This is a genomic window from Natronorubrum thiooxidans (genome assembly GCF_900156475.1).
GTDB lineage: Archaea > Halobacteriota > Halobacteria > Halobacteriales > Natrialbaceae > Natronorubrum > Natronorubrum thiooxidans.
The window spans coordinates 1-16,209 of sequence record NZ_FTNR01000019.1; the positions used below are offsets into that span (position 1 = coordinate 1).

The window sequence follows — 16,209 nt, forward strand, 5'->3', positions numbered from 1 at the left end:
CGACGCGAAGAAGATCCACAAACAACGGCCGGTTCTCCAGGAACAACTCGCTACCGCCATCAAACCGGCAGCTGAGGCCTAACTAAAGACCAATGGCCGGTCGACTCTCTGATCTTGCAGGCTTCCGGTCGCACGCCGAAGCCGTTGACTCGAACCGCCCCGGCGGTCGGGGACAACAGCGTCGCGAATACCTTGGTCGTCGTCGTTTTTCCTGGCCCGTTCGGCGCGACCTCGAGTTCGGTTTCGAGGTCGCTAAATCGGAGTGGTCCCTCGGCGAATGCGAACGCACTCAGAACCGCCATCGTGTTGGTCTTCCCGCGGAGGTCGAGCAGTTCTGCAACCGTGTGACTGATGCCTCCCCGTTCCTCGGCGTCGACTGATTCACGAAGCGCAATCGCTTCCTCACGGGACAACTCCACGCTCAAATCAGGGACGTCCGGCGCATCGCCCGGTTCAGTCATAGTATTGAATAGCTTTACTTGTAGATATGTATTTTTGGTTTTAAGGCGTCTTAGAGCCCAATACTTCGAGACTTCGAAGTTGCAAGTATATACTCTTCGAGATGCTATTTCGCGTATGCAAATCGCAGTATTCGGTGCGACCGGCCGAACCGGCCACCCACTCGTCGAACAGGCAATCGAACGCGAACACGAGGTGATTGCCTTCGTCCGGGATGCGACCGGCCTCTCATCAACACTACGGAATGACGACCGGGTCAGTGTAATCAAAGGTGACGCCTACACCGGAGAGGGGGTCGAACGCGCTATCGCTGGCGACGGCGACCCCGTCGATGCCGTCGTCAGCGTTCTCGCGCAGACCTCAGAGGGGCCAGACGACCTGCTGACAGAAGCGGGCCGACACATGCTCGCGGCGATGAATAAACACGGTGTCGAACGGTTTGTGACGCTAGTCGGTGCGGGCGTCCGCGAGGCGGGAGAATCGGTAAATCTCGGGGGGCGGATGATGGGTGTACTGTTGAAACTGTTAGCACGATCAGTCCTCGAAGACGCCCGCAATCAGGTCGAACTACTCGGAGCCAGCGATACTCGCTGGACGGTCGTCCGCGGACCACGTCTCACCGAAGACGCCCATACGGGCGAGTTCCGCCACGGGACGGACCTCTCGCTTGGAATGCAAGACACCGCTGCGCGGGCGAACGTGGCCGAGTTCATCATCGACTGTCTCGAAGACGACCTGTACGTACACGAAATGCCGAAGGTCGCAGACGCATGATAAACTCCAAATACACGACCCCTAGATCGCATTCCATACCGGTACGAAGCGGGCTCGCAGTCGTGTTCGCCGTCCTCGCAAACGTAGTACTCGTGCTTGGCGTGGACGCTCTCGACATTGTCCCCGCCGTCAGCGCGTTGACCGTTCCGCCCATTGCCTTCCTATCGGCGCTCGGTGCAGGTGGAGCAGTTATCGTCTACTGGAGGGCCGAACAGTGACGGAGTCGGTATTCGTCACCGGGGCAACCGGAACTGTCGGTCGGTACGTTGTCGCCGGTCTTTCGGACCGCGATGTCGCCATCAAGATCGGGGTTCGTGACCCCGGAACCGTCTCGAACAAGCTTGCGGACGCCGGAACAGTAGTCGAGTTCGACTTCACGAAGCCCGAGACCTGGGGACGTGCACTGACAGACGTCGATGGCGTCTTCCTCGTTCGACCTCCGGTTGTAAGCGAATCGGACGTCAAGTCGTTTGTCGACGCCATGGACCGCGTCGGTGTCAGCCACGTCGTCTACCTCTCAGTGCTCGGTGCAGAGAAGAACGTACTCGTTCCACACCATCGGATCGAAAAGCGAATTATGGCGACAAAAATGGATTACACGCTGCTGAGGGCGTCGTTTTTCATGCAGAACCTTCTCGAAGTCCATCGTCGAGATATCGTTGAATACGGCGAGATCTTCGTGCCGGCCGGAAACGGGAAGACCAGTTTCGTGGACGCACGGGATCTCGGTGAGGTCGCAGCAATTGTGCTGACCGAGCCGGGTCACGCGAACCGGGCCTACGACCTCACGGGGGCCAAAGCGCTGGACTATCGAGAGGTCGCCACGATCTTCAGCGACGTCCTGAATCGACCGATCACATATCCACAACCATCCCTGGTGACGTTCGCAACGCGCATGCGACGCCGAGAGAAGCCACTCGGGTTCATCGCACTCATGAGCGGCATCTATACGACTGCACGTCTCGGATTAACCGCCCGCGTCACCGAAGACAGCCAGCTGCTCCTCGGTCGCCCTCCACGAACGATGCAAACATTCGTCGAAGACTACGCAGACGAATTTCGAAGCGACCCCCAACCGAACGGGACGACGACGACCGCTACCGATAGTCAATACGTCGAAGTTCGTGAACCCCCGGTCCCCGAGGTCGCGTACAACGTAATCAACCCGGTGATGTCGCTTCTGTTGCGGTCACCGCTGCACTCGCTCGTGAGTGATTCGGTGATGTTGCTGACGTTCACTGGGTCCAAAACTGGCAAGGAATACACCACTCCGGTCGGATATTGGATTAAAGACGACCACCTGATCGTCACCACCCAAAGTCCGTGGTGGCGAAATCTAAAGGGTGGCCAGCCGGTGTCGCTGCACATTCAGGGACAGCACAGAGACGGGCTCGCCACACCTCATCCGGCCCCTGAAACGGTCGCCCAGTACATGAAGGAGTTCATCAACCGTTATGGGACAAATGCTGCTCGTCGACTGGGCATCCGAGTTCACGGTGACAGAGAGCCGACGTTCGAAGAACTAGAAGCTGCCGTTGAGGGGACAGTCGTCATCGCGATTGAATTAATTGATGACAAAACGACAGTACAGTAAGTACGCCTTTTAGGGAGCTTATCAAGACTGCGTGAGTTCTATACTCTTGATGGTTTTTCCGTGGGCGTCCAGGCGTGCCTCGATCGGTGTCTGGGGTTCCTCGAGAGCCTCGAGGACGGTCTCGAGATGCGCAATGCGCTCGTCTTTTCGGGTGAGGTCGGACTCGAGGGTCCTGACGTGCTCACGGAGCGCCTCAAGTTCGTCGGCGAGTGTTTGATTCGGGATCGGAATAGCTGATGACTGCTCGCCGTCCGGCAGAAGAGTCAGCAGCAGTCGCCGGCACCACAGACGCTCCCGTACTCCAGACCGATCTCTTCGCTAATTGCGTCGTTGTACTCCAGGAGTATCGTCTCGAGTTCGGATGAGACCGTGTCGGATCGACTGTCAGCCAGTTCCTCACCGAATGCTTCGGCAGCGGCCAGTACCGCTTCGTCGGTCGCGCTCAACAGCATCCACCTCCGGTTTGCTGGGCGAACTCTCGACCGAGCTGCTCGCTGATTACGTCGTTGGTCTCCTCAAGGAGGTCGACGAGTGCTTCCTGTGCGTCCTGGTGTCGCTGAATCGTCTCGTTGTCCGACAGCTCCGATTTGAGCTCGCGCAACTCGCTCAACAGCGACTGGTCGAATCCGTCGCGTTGCATCCGTCGCTGTTTCTCCCGGTACTCCTGAAGGAGTGCCATCGCCTCCGAATCGTTTTCGAGGGCTCGGTTGGCTTCCGTAAACTCCTGATAGGTCTCGGAGGTCGTGAGCGTCTCGAGGAACGTCTGAAACGCCGCCTCAGTTGTCGGTCCGTCCGCACGAGTGTCGCTCACGAGACCGTCACCTCCGGCTCCCGTTCGGGGATATCCGAGAGGCCCGCGATCTCGTCCCCGAAGGCGCTCAGTTCCTCGAGACCGACCGGCTCGTCCTGACGCAACGGCGCGCACATCAACGGCGTCTCGAAGCGGTCTTTGATCTCACCGAGGTATTTTTCCTGCTGTGCCCGTCGGTTCGCGAAGAAGGCGTTGTTGCCGTACTCCGTGGGCAGCAGGTAGTTTGCCACGACGAACGCGGTCTCGATACCGACCTGATCGTTGAGATCCTCGGCTGCCCGGTACGCTTCCATCATCGGAGTGTACTCCGGATACATGACGAAGGCAAACGAGCTTTTTTCCGGGTTTTGCATCGTCTCGATGACCTCGTCGTACTTGTCGCCCTTCGCGGGAGCGGCTCCTTTGGTCAGCGAGCCGAGGTCCATAAAGCCCTTCCAGTCGGAGGGCAGTTCCAGCAGGCGGAGCGTGTGCCCGGTCGGTGCGGTGTCGAAGACCACCACGTCGTAGCCGTCCGCCTGGAAGTAGCTGACGAACTTCTCGAGGGCTGCCATCTCCTCGGCACAGGGCGATTCCAGTTCCTCCTCGACGTTGGCGATAGCAGCTTCGACGTCGATTTCGGTGTCTTCCTTGTCCTCGTACATCTCGGTGACGTGATCGAGGACCTGCGTGCGGTACTCGTCGAGGGCTTTCTCCTGGTCGATCCGGGCTGCGTCGAGGTTCGCCTGCCCCACCGACGTCGGCTCGTGGCCGACCGGCTCACCGAAGATGTCCTCGAGGTGGGCCGCCGGGTCCGTGGTCACAACGAGCGTCTCGTAGCCTGCCTCTGCGAGTTTTGTCGCCGAGGCCGCGGCGATGGTGCTCTTTCCGACGCCGCCTTTCCCGGTAAAGAACAGATACCGAGTCTCCGCACCCGGCGTCACTCGGTCGGCGATCGACGCTGGATCCGCCAGCGCATCGGTATCGACCGACTGATCGGTCTCGACGTCGGTCGCCGAGCCGACGTCGACGGTGGGCTCCTCGCCATCGTAGATGACGCCAGCGACGTCCGACAGGAGATCGAGGCCGGCGATTTCGCCGGGCTGGAGGGGATAGGTCGCCATCGCGTCGGCGTCGAACTCGGCTTTCGCCCGCTCGATGGCCGCCCGTTCGTCCTCGCGTTTCCCCTTGAAAAAGGGGTCCTCACAGACCGATTCAGGAAGGTAGCCGTTAATAACGAGTAGCTGTGACTCGATACCGAGTTCACCGAGGTCGGCTCCACTGCGCTCGATCTCGTCGAGTGAGGAGTCCTCGGGCTTGCCGACGAACGCGAACGAGGTGCGTTCATCGTCTTGGAGCGTGTCGATGGCCCGCTCGTACTGGATCTTCTTGTCCTCCATCGAGGCGGCAGGGCCGATACACGTCGAGCCACCCTTCTCGAGTTCGGCGTTCCAGTCGGAGGGCAGCTCCATCAGTCGAATGGTGTGGCCGGTCGGCGCGGTGTCGAAGACCACCACGTCGTAGTCGGGGCTATCCATGAAGTCGACGAAGTTGTCGAAGGCCGCAATCTCCTCGACGCAGGGGCTATTGAGTTGCTCTTCGACAGTTTCGATCTGTTCGTCGTCGAGCAGTTGGCGCATCGGCTCGATCGTCTCCTGTCGGTACTCCTCGGCTGCCGTATCCGGGTCGATCTCGATGGCAGAGAGGTTCTCAATACCCTCGATTGCGGTCACTTCGTGGCCGATCCCCTGGCCGAAAATATCCGAGAGGTTCGGTGCGGGATCGGTCGTCACGAGCAGCGTCTCGTAGTCGTTGTCGGCGAGCCACGTCGCAGTCGCGCAGCTGACGGTGCTCTTTCCGACGCCGCCTTTCCCGCTGAAGAAGACGAACTCGGTGTCTTCGTTGCTCGGTTCGACGATTTCTCGAGGCGTAGTGTCCATACTCATCGATTATGCCTCCTGTGGCGCGTTCTGTTTCTCGCGAATCTCGGCCGCAAGCTCGTCGTAGGAGAGATACGCCGATTTGGCGATTATCTCGTCGTCAAGAACCATAATCGGGAGAATCGATGGGCCGTGTTCGTCGACCAGATCGGCGATCCGCTGGGTCTCGAGAAACTGATCGATGTCGTGTTGCATGTTCGCTCTCGAGACCTCGATATCGAATTCGGCTTCGAGTTGGTCAAGTGCAGCGCTGACCTCGACGAGTTCATCATCAGGGTCAGGGCCGCAGACGCCCGTTGAGCAGCACATCGCTTCTTCGTACAGTGTAAGTTTCGTCATTTGTGAGTTCCTCGGGTACCGTTCCGACCGCCTGTAGAGTCGTGGTCACAAACCACCACCCCTAATTCAGTTACGGTTCAATTGAAATGCTGTTCAGACGTACACATAAACACTTCGGTTCACCACATACACGAGTCCTCTAGTCATTCTCGGCTCAATTGAGTATGTAGCTGTCGCTCCTGGAAACAGTGTTCCGCAATAGGTAGTTGAGAGAGTAATCAAGTACCTGCTGATGGCACACGCGACTGAACGATTACAGCGGTACCTCGACGACGAACTCGAAGAGTTCTGCGTCTGCGAACTGAGACTGGCGTATCGACACGGACGCGCCAACTATAGTAGCCACTGAAAGTCAATGGACACCTGATCGCACGACAGCTGTATGATCAGTGCGTAAATCGTTTCAATTGGTTACTATAGCCCAGCACCGCCAAGGAGGAGCAGGCTGGCGGTAACGACCGCAGGGAAACCCATAAGCGAGATCGCTACCCACAATCGACGCGTAGTACATATGACACCGATTTGGGAGTGTCCGGTTGAAGCGACTGGGTTGGCGAAACTGGTGGTGCTTCTGTGACGTCGCAGTCACGCATGACAAGGTCGACGATTCGATCGGTGACTGCTTGCTCACAGTCCGTATCGTGTTCGGCCACGAACGCGCAAGATGTACAACGGACGAGTCCGATAAATAACGTATCTAATGAGTTCTCAAAGCGGCCCAACGTCGCCGTCGGAACGGATCGTCGGTCTCGATGCGCTCCGGGGATTCGCGTTGTTGGGCATTCTCGTAGTCAACATTTGGGTGTTTGCGATGCCCGAGTTGACCCTCTCGAATCCGACAGTGTACGGTGCGTTTACCGGGGAGAACTACTGGGCCTGGTTCGTCGGCCACGTGTTCGCCCAACAGAAGTTTCTCACGCTGTTTACGATCCTGTTCGGTGCCGGTGTCGTCCTGTTCACGCGCAACGTCGAGGACAAAGGGCTGTCGGTGCTGCAACTGTATTTCCGACGCTCCGGGTGGCTCGTCCTGTTTGGCCTCGCACACGCCTATCTGCTGTGGTACGGTGATATTCTCGTCACGTATGGTCTCTGTGCGTTTGGTGTCGTCTTTCTTCGCGATCACGAGGCGCGGACGTTGTTGCTTTTCGGGCTCAGTCTGGTGGCCGTTCCGTCGCTCCTCGAGGTCGTGTCGGGGTTGACGATGGATCCGGCCGTGATCGCATCCACGTGGCAACCACCCGAGCCGATGCTGCAGACCGAAGTCGAAACGTACCGCAGCGGATGGGTTGACCAGATGAACCACCGCGTCTCGGCCTCGTTCCAACGCCAGACGACCGGCTTTCTCGGCTACGCTGTCTGGCGCGTCGGCGGGACTATGCTCATCGGCATGGCACTGTTCAAGTGGGGCGTGCTGACGAACGATCGGTCACCGCAGTTCTACCGTCGACTGATCGGCATCGGATCGGTCAGTGGGCTCGCCGTTATTCTCACCGGTGTCTGGTACATTCAGGCGAACGACTGGGGGACGAGCGCAGCGCTGTTCTGGCGGCAGTTCAACTACTGGGGGAGTTTCCCGCTCGCTGGGGCGTACATCGGCGTCGTGATGGCATACTGTCGGTGGCGGCCCGGGGGCATCGTGACCCGGGCGCTGGCTGCCGTGGGCCGGACTGCCTTTAGCAACTACATCTTGCAGACGGTCCTCGCCACGTCCATCTTCTACGGCCACGGGCTCGGCCTGTTCGGGCACCTCACTCGAGTCGAACTGTTCGGGGTCGTCGTGGCTATCTGGGCGGTCCAGATCGTGCTGTCGCTACTCTGGTTGCGATGGTTCCGATTCGGTCCGCTCGAGTGGCTCTGGCGCGTGCTCACGTACGAGACGCGCCAGCCGATCCGGGCGAGCAAAACGGAGCGTTAGGGCGGGTCGAGTGGTGCCCCGGCGAGCATCGTCACTCGAGGTGAACATTCAACACCGGGACCGGTGCAGTCCGGACGATTCGCTCGGTAAGGCCGGCCGGTAACCCCGTCCGACTCACGACGAGATCGGCATCCGTCGTGGCGACGTGCGACTGTAGTTCCGAGACGACAGTCCCGGAGACGACCGTCGTGACGATCTCGTCGACCCCTGCGCTCGCTGCACGGGCTGCTGCGTCGTCGACTCTCTCGTGGGCTGTCGCTTCTCACTGATCGACGACGTCGCGTGACCAGACGCTGGTTCCGAACATCGACGCAGTAACGACGGCCAGCAGATGAACGGTAGCCCCGTCGCGGGCCGGGAGGTCGGCCCCCCGTGTACCCTGCTCGAGTCCATCTCCGCGCTGGTCGACGAACACGATGCAGTCGCTGTCGCCCACGAGGCTGCGATCAACTCGGCGCTGAACATCGGTGTCAGCGTCACCGCCGACGCACGGGTCGTGGTGCATCATTCTCAACTCTCGACTGACAAACCGGTGTTCGACAGTGCCGAGGTGACGGCACAAACGGCACGAAAACTCGGTGCAAATTCGGCCCGTCTCGCAAAGGGAATCCCACTCAAGCCGATCGGCTGACACGGCGCTCGGAATTGAGCTATGCGATCGAGCAACGTTGAGCCACCAATGTACTCTTAGTAACGTTGAAGCGATCGGAAAATAATCCCCACACGAGAGGTGAAATCGATATCGTGACGGCCGACGAACAGATAATCGAAACAAAACGTGGAGATTCCAGCGGCATCTCCGTTGAAGATACTCGATATCAAGAGCTGGAAAATCAGATGGCCAATTACGGGCAGTACACCTCAGTTGAGAGAGAACCGATCAAGATGGTGTTTCGGTCCGAGCCTGGCAGTGACGTGAAAACATTACTCCATAGTGGGGACATAGAGTGGAGGACGGATGAATGAGCGAATGGCTGTCAATCAGTTGCACTCTGGAAAAATCGCTGGATTCACTGGAGATTGAGACGCTTTTCCGGTACTGCTTCGAGGATCTGGAATGCTCGAGGACACCTCCCACTAGCGACGATACCGATCAGTTCCGATACACGACTGCAAAAACCGAAGAACTCGTCACTGGAGCACCTCTTGAAACGGCAATCTCCGACCTCGCCAGTGCTGAAAGCGGAGCAATCTGGCTGTGGTACGATGACCTCGTCGCCGGCATTCACGTAAACGCCGCTGCTCGAGATCATCCGACACTGCCGTTCGTCTCGTTGACAATCGGCGAGTGGTACCTCCGGCCCTGGAACAACGACCGGCCGGAGTTGATCCACGAGTTCGTCCGCGAACTCTACGACTTCCTCGCTCCGATCTACGTCCACGGCGACACGTACCTCGATAGCTCGACGGTAACCCGTGAGGGTATCCTCGAAAGTCAACTGGAGGACCTGTTCTGGGTGAACGGATTCGGGCTCGAGATGGCCGAACAGATCGGCCGAGAGCGGCTGCTGCATGCACCGGCGTGGCGAATCGACGACTGTGACGACGGCGGCGTCCTTCTCTGGGAATCTCCGCTGCCACTTTCTCCAGAGAAACAGGACACCGATGCTCGCCTTCGCGCATATTTCGGCGTGAACGTCGATACCGCTGATTGAATCCTCGGCTACGTCTGCCTTTTTCCACCCGTTGTAAGTCACTGACTGTCCTATTGAAGGAGACGCATGACCGCGAATCAGCGATCGATCGTACTCAGCGAATCGGCGAGAAAGCCAGTGATCGAACGCCCGAACTCGAACTTCCGGAGGTAACCCGTGATCCAGACACTGGAGAGTCCGTCCTCGTCGCGCCGATCGATACCTCAGACTCATCAGTGGAACGTACCTATCGAACATGATGGCACTGGTGAATCACTAGCCGGTAGCGACTGACCGGAGGAGGCCACAGTTGCTTAGTAACACTGGTCGTGATAGATTATGGCACTCACATAGAACGAATATTTCGGGGTGCTACTCGCCGATTTCTGATCCCGTCGCCGCTTCAGCGATCTCAGCAAGTGTGTTGGCAACTGCGTCTATTTCATCATCCAACCCGTCGACATCGTGTCGACTGGCCAAAAAGCGCGGATCGTTGTACGTCACGAAGACGTCACCATCGTCTTCCCAGACGAGCATCTTTTGTGGCAGGTCGATACCGATCGATCGACTGGCCTGCATGAGCGGCGTTCCGGCCTCCGGATTGCCGAAAACCAACAGCGTTGTCGGTGGGAGTGACTGATCGACTGACGCCGCATTTTCTGCGTGGTCGATCGTCGTTACGAGTGTGAGCGCCCGCTGCTCGATCGCTCGCTCGATGCGCGAGACCGTACTCGAAAATCTCGCGTTGCTCTCGAGTGTCTGGAGACCGTCGTCCTCTGAATCAGCCTCGTCGCCGGCAGCCCCGGTTTGCCCTCCCGCCGCTGCGGTCGCCGGGATCGTTGCGCCAGCCCCGATGCCGACGCCGAGTAGCTGTACGAACCGCCGTCTGGCTGTTTCGCCGTGTTCATCCGACATAGGCACGGGGGAGGATTCAGACCGTTGTAGAATTATCGCCCGTTCCACAATCCAACGAGAGCTTTCGGATCGAAACAGGATATTGACGACCTGCCGCTCGGATGCCAACTGTGTGGCGATGGTCACTTGTGGCCGAACGGTTCGACGCCGAGTGCAACCGCTGTGGGTATTCGACAGTGCAATAAAAAAGATCGGTCGGGCAACCTGTGTCGTTAGCCGATCACGACGGACATCAGGGTGTCGACTGCTGCGCCGATGTTCGAGGTCGCGCTGTCGCGTTCGATGTTGGCGGAGCTGTTGTCGATGTTCGAGTCAGAGCTGGAGCCGCCGTGGCCACAGTTGGAGTCATAGGACTCTTCGAAGCTACTGTCGTCGACTGAACTCTCGAAGCTGGCGCGCTCGGAGTCAGTGTCGGAGTCGCTGCGGGTGCTGTCCCGTTGGTCGACGTCATGGTCACTGTCGCTCTGATCGAGGCTGCTGTCGGACTCGCTGTCGTCGGCACTCTCGGAGCGGTCAGACTGGCTGGTGTCGGAGGCGCTGTCCTGCTCGCTGCTGGACTCGCTTTCGACGTCAGTGATGTCGGTCGTATCCGTACCAGTGTCACTCTCACTGTCAGTGTCGAGTGCGGAGTCGCTGCTCTCGCTGCGATCGTTCTCGCTCTCGTCGCGTTCGTCAGTGGTCGTGCTCTGGTCGTTCTCGCTGTAGCTGCGGTCACTCGAGACGTCGCTCTCGTCGTTTGCGCTGCTACTGCGTTCGGTGTCGTTGTCCGTACTGTCTCGGCTACTATCTTGTTGGTCACTCTGTGAGTCACTGCTCTCGCTTTGACTCTGGTCGCTGTCGGAATCGCTGGTGGTCAGATCGTTGTCGGCGCTACTCGTGTCGCGGTCGCTCTCATCGAGGGAGCTCTCTGCGCCCTGACGGTCGCTCGTACTCGAGTCGAAGTCGGATTCGTCGAATGCGCTCGTGTCGCCCTCGCTGTCGGAACTTGAGCGGTCACTCTGACTGCGGTCGCTTTCGCTTGCGTCACTGTCGCTCTCGTCGAATGCGCTCTCGCTTGCGCTACGGTCGCTTTCGCTCGCGTCACTGTCGCTCTGGACGCTCTCGTCGGCGTCGAAATCGGAGTCGCTGTCAGTCAGATCGAAGCTATCGCGATCTTGGGCACCACGGTCAACCGAGTCACTCTCGTCGTGTTCGGATGCACTGGCGCTCTCGGAACTGTCGCTTTCGTCGGCGTCGCTTTCATCGGCGTCGCTTTCGTCGAGATCGCGCTCGTGGTCGCTCACGTCGCGTTCACTCGCATCGCGGTCCGATTCGTCGAAGGTGCTCTCGTCGAGGTCGCTTCGGCTGTCGCTCTCGTCGAGGGAACTCGAGTTGGACTCGCTCACGTCGACGTCAGTGTCGTCGTGGTCGATGTCGCTCGCACTCGAGTCGCGCTCGCTTGTGTCGGAGACGCTGTCGCTCTCCTCGGAGTCGCTCGAACTGTCGCTCGCACTCGAGTCAGCGTCGTCGGAGGCACTGTCGCTCGCGCTCGAGTCGGTCTCGCTGAGCGTGCTGTCCTGGTCGGACTCGCTGTCCTCGCGCTCGCTGACGTCACGGTCGAGGTCGCTTTCGTCCTCGTCGATTTCGACGTCCGTGTCGTCGACCACGCTTTCGCTAACGTTGCGGTCGCTCTCGTCAATATCGCTGACGTCGCGCTCGCTGCTCGAGTCGCGCTGTTCGTTGCGGTCGTTCTCTTCGAACGAACTCCCGTCGCGATCTGTGTCAAAGTCGCTCGAACTGTCGCTTGCGCTCTGGTCGAGGTCAGTTTCGTCTGCGTCACTCGAACTGTCGCTTGCGCTATCGCTCGCGCTCAGATCAGAGTCGCTCGAACTTTCTCGGAGATCGCTACTGGATCGATCCCGGTCGCTACTACTGTCACTCTCGCTTTCGTCCTCCTCGTCGAACGAGGCGGTACTGTCGTCGGTGTGTTCGCCTTCATCACATCGATCGTTCACTTGCGTGTTGACGCCGGTCTGGGCTGCTGCCAGCCCGCCCGCTCCGGACAACATCAAAAGGCCGATCATTGTGAGAATTGCTAGTTTCTGTAACATTCGTTTCTCTAACCCTATACCGAAGGTCACTGCTCTCTCCGCCAGAGGGGATTAAAAACCGGAGACGAAGCCCTGGGGAGATACGGGTTGGATGGTGTCTCCTCGGGGATGATTGACCGACCAACGGCCTCCCTTCGAAGCTGCTATAGTAACAACCGAGACGGACAGCTGTAGTCAATTACCGCCGATCACCAGAGACGGTCGGTGATCGGCGGTAAATCGTTACAGCAGACCGTATGAAACGATTGACACACTGATCGCATAGTCGTCGTGCGATCAGATGTGCATTGACTTTCAGTGGCTACTATAGTATGACTGTAGAACAGAACGTCGGCACCACTGAAATCGGAAACATGGAGCCGGGACCGCGAAACCGATCGAATCAATGAGAGCGAGTTACGACTCGAGCGCGGCTTCGATGGCGTCGGCGACCGCGTCGTCCTCGAGCGGATTGTCCACGATTTCGCCGTCGACGACGACCGTCGGCGTTCCGACGGCCCCCTCGCCGTCGCCGTGCTCCCAGTCCGCGGCGAGTGTCGGATAGTACGTGTCATTCTCGAGTGCGGCCATCACGACGTCCGGATCGACGTCGAACTGCTCGGCGGTCGCGGCGAGCCCCTCGTCACTCCAGTCGTCGCTTTCCATAACCGCGTTTTTGTACTCGAAGAAGCGACCGTTCGGCTCCGCCTCGGTTCGCGTCTCGTCTTGAACTGCACGTGCGGCGTTCGCCATCGCAACCGACTCCTCGGTGGCCTTCACGGGAAAGTCGTAGTGGCGGTACTCGATCGCATCGGTGGTGATATACTCTTCCTCGAGAACCGGGAACACGTCTTCCTGGAACTGGTAGCAGAACGGACAGCCAAGGTCTTCGTACACATCGACCGTCACGGTCCCCTCTCCGAGGGCCGGGACGGTAAGTTGACGGTCCTCGTCGACGTCCTCGAGCTCTGCCGGCAGGGTGGCCGAAGTGTTGGCCGGCCCACCAGCACCGAAGAGAATCCACAGGTAGCCGAGCGCGAACAACACGAGTATCACACTGACGCCTGCGTAGAGGGCCACGTTCCGCTTTTTCGGTGGTCCGGCGACCTGTTTGGCTCGTCGTCTATCGATCGCCGTCAGTTCGTCCGAATGGACCCGCTCGAGGTGGCCCTCGTACGCCTCATCAGGAACAGTCTCTCCACAGTAGGTACAGCGTGTCATCGGTGGATATACCGAACAGTCGGCCGGGGCGTATCAAGGGTGGTCGAAGAAACGGAGCAGGTATGAGCAGATCAGGCGGATTCGTTTCGATCGGGGTCAGCGCGATCACGGCGTCTTTTCAACTCTCTGGCGATCACGTGTGCGTATCCCGGGACGATACAGCCCGTTTTGCAGAACTGTTCCCAGGCTATCTGCTCGTCGTCAGGAGAGGGATTCGTGGATCGCGGCTGGTCGTTTCGGTTCATGAGTGGGCTGTCGATGCGGCTTCGACCGCTCGACTGAAGGCCGTACCACCGACTGGACCGCGTCGAATACTAAACACCGGTCGAAGCACCGGAGTCCGTCGAGAACAAAGACCCCTATTCGACGACACAGCCACCGCAGACCAAGTGTGTTGAGTCAGGGCTTTGAGACGGTCGGTTTCGAACGCAGTCGCTCTCAGCGCGTTGCCCATTAATAAAAACCGGGTGTGGTGTGATCGCGTCTCGCGTTCCTAGCCAACGATGGCGGACACGAGGCTGCCAACAGCTGCGCCGATGTTCGAGGTCGCGCTGTCGCGTTCGATGCCGTCGGAGCCGCTGTCGGTGTTCGAGTTCGAGCCACCGTGGCCGCAGTTGGAGTCGTAGGACTCCTCGAAGCTACTCTCGTCGCCCGAACTCTCGAAGCTGGAGCGCTCGGAGTCGGTGTCGGAGTCGCTACGGGTGCTGTCCCGCTGGTCGACGTCGTGGTCGCTGTCGCTCTGTTCGAAGCTGCTGTCGGACGCGCTGTCGGCAGCACTCTCGGAGCGGTCGGACTCGCTGACGTCAGCTGCGCTGTCCTGCTCGCTGCTGGACTCGCTTTCGACGTCAGTGATGTCGGTCGTGTCCGTACCAGTGTCACTCTCGCTTTCGGTGTCGAGTACGGACTCGCTGGCCGCGCTGCGGTCGCTTTCGTCGATGTCGCTTTCGTCGGTGTTGGTGCTCTGGTCGTCCTCGCTGTAGCTGCGGTCGCTCGAGACGTCGTTCTCGTCGAACTCGCTGCTACTGCGTTCGTTATCGTTGTCGGTCGTGTCTAAGCTGGTGTCTTGTTGATTACTCTGGGCTTCGCTGCTGTCGCTCGTGCTCTCGTCGCTGTTGGACGTGCGTTCGGTCCGGTCGCTGTCGGCGGTACTCGCGTCGTGGTCGCTCTCGTCGAGGGAGCTCTCGGAACCCTGACGGTCGCTCTGGCTCGCGTCGAAGCTACTCTCGTCGCTCTCGCTGCGGTCGCTGTCAACGTCGGAACTAGAGCGATCGCTCTGGGAGGCGTCGGTCTCGAGTTCCTCACGGTCGCTCTCGTCAAAGGCGCTCTCGCTGACACTGCGGTCGCTCTCGCTCGCATCGAAGCTATTCTCGTCGCTCTCGCTCGCGTCGAAGTCAGAGCCACTGTCGGTGCGGTCGAAGCTGTCGCGGTCGTTCGCGCCACGGTCGATTTCGTCACTCTCGTCGATCGAGGAGTCACTAGAACTCTCGGAGCTCTCGCTTTCGTCGCTTGCGCTTTCGTCGCTGTCGCTTTCATCGAGGTCGCGGTCGCTGTCGCTGACGTCACGTGCGCTCTCGGAGCGTTCGCTTTCGTCGAGATCACTCTCGTCGAGGTCGCTTCGGCTGTCGCTCTCGTCTCTGGTGCTCGAGTCGGACTCGCTCACGTCGATATCGGAATCATCGTGATCGACGACGTCCTCGCTGCGGTCGCTTGCACTCTCGTCGGAGGCGCTGTCGCTCTCCGCGAGGTCGCTCTCGCTCTCGCTTGCACTCGAGTCAGCGTTGTCGGAGGCACTGTCGCTCGCACTCGAGTCGGTCTCGCTGAGCGTGCTGTCGCGGTCGGCCTCGCTGTCCTCGCGCTCGCTGACGTTGCGGTCGAGATCGCTCTCGTCCTCCTCGATTTCGACGTCCGTGTCGTCGATTTCGGTCTCGCTAACGTTGCGGTCGCTCTCGTCGATATCGCTGACGTCGCGCTCGCTGCTCGAGTCGCGCTGTTCATTGCGGTCGTTCACTTCCAGGGAACTCCCGTCGCGGTCGGCCTCGGCGTCGCTCGCGCTGTCGCGCTCGCTAACGTCGCGGTCGCTCTCGTCGACGTCGGTCGTGCTGTCACTCGCACTGTCGCTTGCACTCACGTCCGAATCGCTGGAACTCTCGCGAAGATCGCTGTTGGATCGCTCCCGGTCGGTACTACTGTCGCTTTCGTGCTCTTCGTCTTCGTCGAGCGACGACGTACTGTCGTCGACGGTTTCGCCTTCGTCACACCGATCGGTCACCTGTGCTCCTGCGACACCGCTGGCACCAGCGGCACCGGCGAGCAGTAGCAGTCCGATCATTGTGAGAACTGTTAGTTTCTGTCTCATTCTTTGCTCGAACCTACGTGGTAGGTCACTGCACTCTCCGGGGGACGAGGTCAAAAAGCGACGACGAAACCCCGGGAAGATACGGGGTAGATAGGGTCTCACTGCGCGGATCGGGCCACGTACGGGCCGTCGTCCGTGTGCAAACGGGACGGGCTTGCCTCTCGAGTGAGACTATCAGACAGGATGACCAACGCGCTCGCAGGCAG

Annotated in this window: 16 protein-coding genes and 1 pseudogene; 8 read left to right on the forward strand and 9 right to left on the reverse strand. The window is 59.5% G+C overall.

Annotated elements, in window-relative coordinates; translation table 11 throughout:
• Positions 1-92: 92 nt before the first annotated feature.
• Positions 93-230, reverse strand: a pseudogene (locus BW940_RS21980) (daunorubicin ABC transporter ATP-binding protein); the annotation flags it as partial.
• 346 nt (positions 231-576) lie between these two features.
• Here BW940_RS21980 and BW940_RS18260 point away from each other — a divergent pair.
• From BW940_RS18260 to BW940_RS21585, 4 genes are read left to right on the forward strand one after another with little or no spacing between them, the layout of a single operon-like run.
• On the forward strand, positions 577-1,233 hold the full coding sequence (locus BW940_RS18260; protein ID WP_076610637.1) for an NAD(P)-dependent oxidoreductase: 657 nt from the start codon (positions 577-579) through the stop codon (positions 1,231-1,233).
• On the forward strand, positions 1,230-1,451 hold the full coding sequence (locus BW940_RS18265; protein WP_216819682.1) for a hypothetical protein: 222 nt from the start codon (positions 1,230-1,232) through the stop codon (positions 1,449-1,451). Before BW940_RS18260 ends, BW940_RS18265 begins: the two co-directional genes overlap by 4 nt.
• A complete protein-coding gene (locus tag BW940_RS22175; RefSeq protein WP_159440187.1) occupies positions 1,448-2,827 on the forward strand; it encodes a nitroreductase/quinone reductase family protein in 1,380 nt (459 codons plus the stop codon). Before BW940_RS18265 ends, BW940_RS22175 begins: the two co-directional genes overlap by 4 nt.
• 60 nt (positions 2,828-2,887) lie before the next feature.
• The gene (locus BW940_RS21585; protein ID WP_159440188.1) at positions 2,888-3,064 is read left to right on the forward strand and encodes a hypothetical protein; all 177 of its coding nucleotides are present in this window, start codon (positions 2,888-2,890) and stop codon (positions 3,062-3,064) included.
• Positions 3,065-3,090: 26 nt separating this feature from the next.
• Here BW940_RS21585 and hcsS read toward each other — a convergent pair whose 3' ends face one another.
• The 4 genes from hcsS to arsD are packed head-to-tail and all read right to left on the reverse strand — an operon-like array spanning position 3,091 to position 5,893.
• Positions 3,091-3,279 (reverse strand): halo-CC-star protein HcsS, encoded by a 189-nt coding sequence (gene hcsS, locus BW940_RS18280; RefSeq protein WP_076610638.1) that lies wholly within the window; start codon positions 3,277-3,279, stop codon positions 3,091-3,093.
• Positions 3,270-3,638 (reverse strand): halo-CC-star protein HcsL, encoded by a 369-nt coding sequence (hcsL, locus tag BW940_RS18285; RefSeq protein ID WP_076610639.1) that lies wholly within the window; start codon positions 3,636-3,638, stop codon positions 3,270-3,272. Before hcsL ends, hcsS begins: the two co-directional genes overlap by 10 nt.
• Positions 3,635-5,560 carry an arsenical pump-driving ATPase gene (gene arsA / locus BW940_RS18290; RefSeq protein WP_076610640.1) on the reverse strand — a complete coding sequence of 642 codons (1,926 nt, stop codon included), beginning with the start codon at positions 5,558-5,560 and terminating at the stop codon, positions 3,635-3,637. The genes hcsL and arsA overlap by 4 nt, the downstream gene beginning before the upstream one ends.
• 3 nt (positions 5,561-5,563) lie before the next feature.
• Positions 5,564-5,893, reverse strand: coding sequence for an arsenite efflux transporter metallochaperone ArsD (gene arsD / locus BW940_RS18295; RefSeq protein ID WP_076610641.1), 330 nt, complete (start codon positions 5,891-5,893; stop codon positions 5,564-5,566).
• Positions 5,894-6,593: 700 nt separating this feature from the next.
• Between arsD and BW940_RS18300 the strand changes: the two genes are divergently transcribed.
• From BW940_RS18300 to BW940_RS18315, 4 genes are all read left to right on the forward strand, one after another.
• A complete protein-coding gene (locus BW940_RS18300; protein ID WP_076610642.1) occupies positions 6,594-7,808 on the forward strand; it encodes a DUF418 domain-containing protein in 1,215 nt (404 codons plus the stop codon).
• A gap of 331 nt (positions 7,809-8,139) precedes the next feature.
• On the forward strand, positions 8,140-8,439 hold the full coding sequence (locus tag BW940_RS18305) for a glycerol dehydratase reactivase beta/small subunit family protein (RefSeq protein WP_076610643.1): 300 nt from the start codon (positions 8,140-8,142) through the stop codon (positions 8,437-8,439).
• Positions 8,440-8,552: 113 nt separating this feature from the next.
• Entirely contained in the window at positions 8,553-8,774 is a 222-nt protein-coding gene (locus BW940_RS18310; protein WP_076610644.1) for a hypothetical protein, read from the forward strand.
• Positions 8,771-9,463: a hypothetical protein gene (locus BW940_RS18315; RefSeq protein ID WP_076610645.1), complete on the forward strand. Its 693-nt coding sequence runs from the start codon at positions 8,771-8,773 to the stop codon at positions 9,461-9,463. The genes BW940_RS18310 and BW940_RS18315 overlap by 4 nt, the downstream gene beginning before the upstream one ends.
• Positions 9,464-9,814: 351 nt before the next feature.
• Here the strand turns inward: BW940_RS18315 and BW940_RS18325 are convergent, their stop codons facing one another.
• From BW940_RS18325 to BW940_RS18340, 4 genes are all read right to left on the reverse strand, one after another.
• Complete coding sequence (locus BW940_RS18325) at positions 9,815-10,357, reverse strand: DUF302 domain-containing protein (RefSeq protein WP_076610647.1); 543 nt, start codon at positions 10,355-10,357, stop codon at positions 9,815-9,817.
• 212 nt (positions 10,358-10,569) lie between these two features.
• Positions 10,570-12,447 carry a hypothetical protein gene (locus tag BW940_RS18330; RefSeq protein ID WP_076610648.1) on the reverse strand — a complete coding sequence of 626 codons (1,878 nt, stop codon included), beginning with the start codon at positions 12,445-12,447 and terminating at the stop codon, positions 10,570-10,572.
• A 396-nt stretch (positions 12,448-12,843) separates the two neighbouring features.
• The gene (locus tag BW940_RS18335) at positions 12,844-13,647 is read right to left on the reverse strand and encodes a DsbA family protein (RefSeq protein ID WP_084776810.1); all 804 of its coding nucleotides are present in this window, start codon (positions 13,645-13,647) and stop codon (positions 12,844-12,846) included.
• A gap of 493 nt (positions 13,648-14,140) precedes the next feature.
• Entirely contained in the window at positions 14,141-15,976 is a 1,836-nt protein-coding gene (locus tag BW940_RS18340; RefSeq protein ID WP_235847855.1) for a hypothetical protein, read from the reverse strand.
• Between the last annotated feature and the right edge of the window lie 233 nt (positions 15,977-16,209).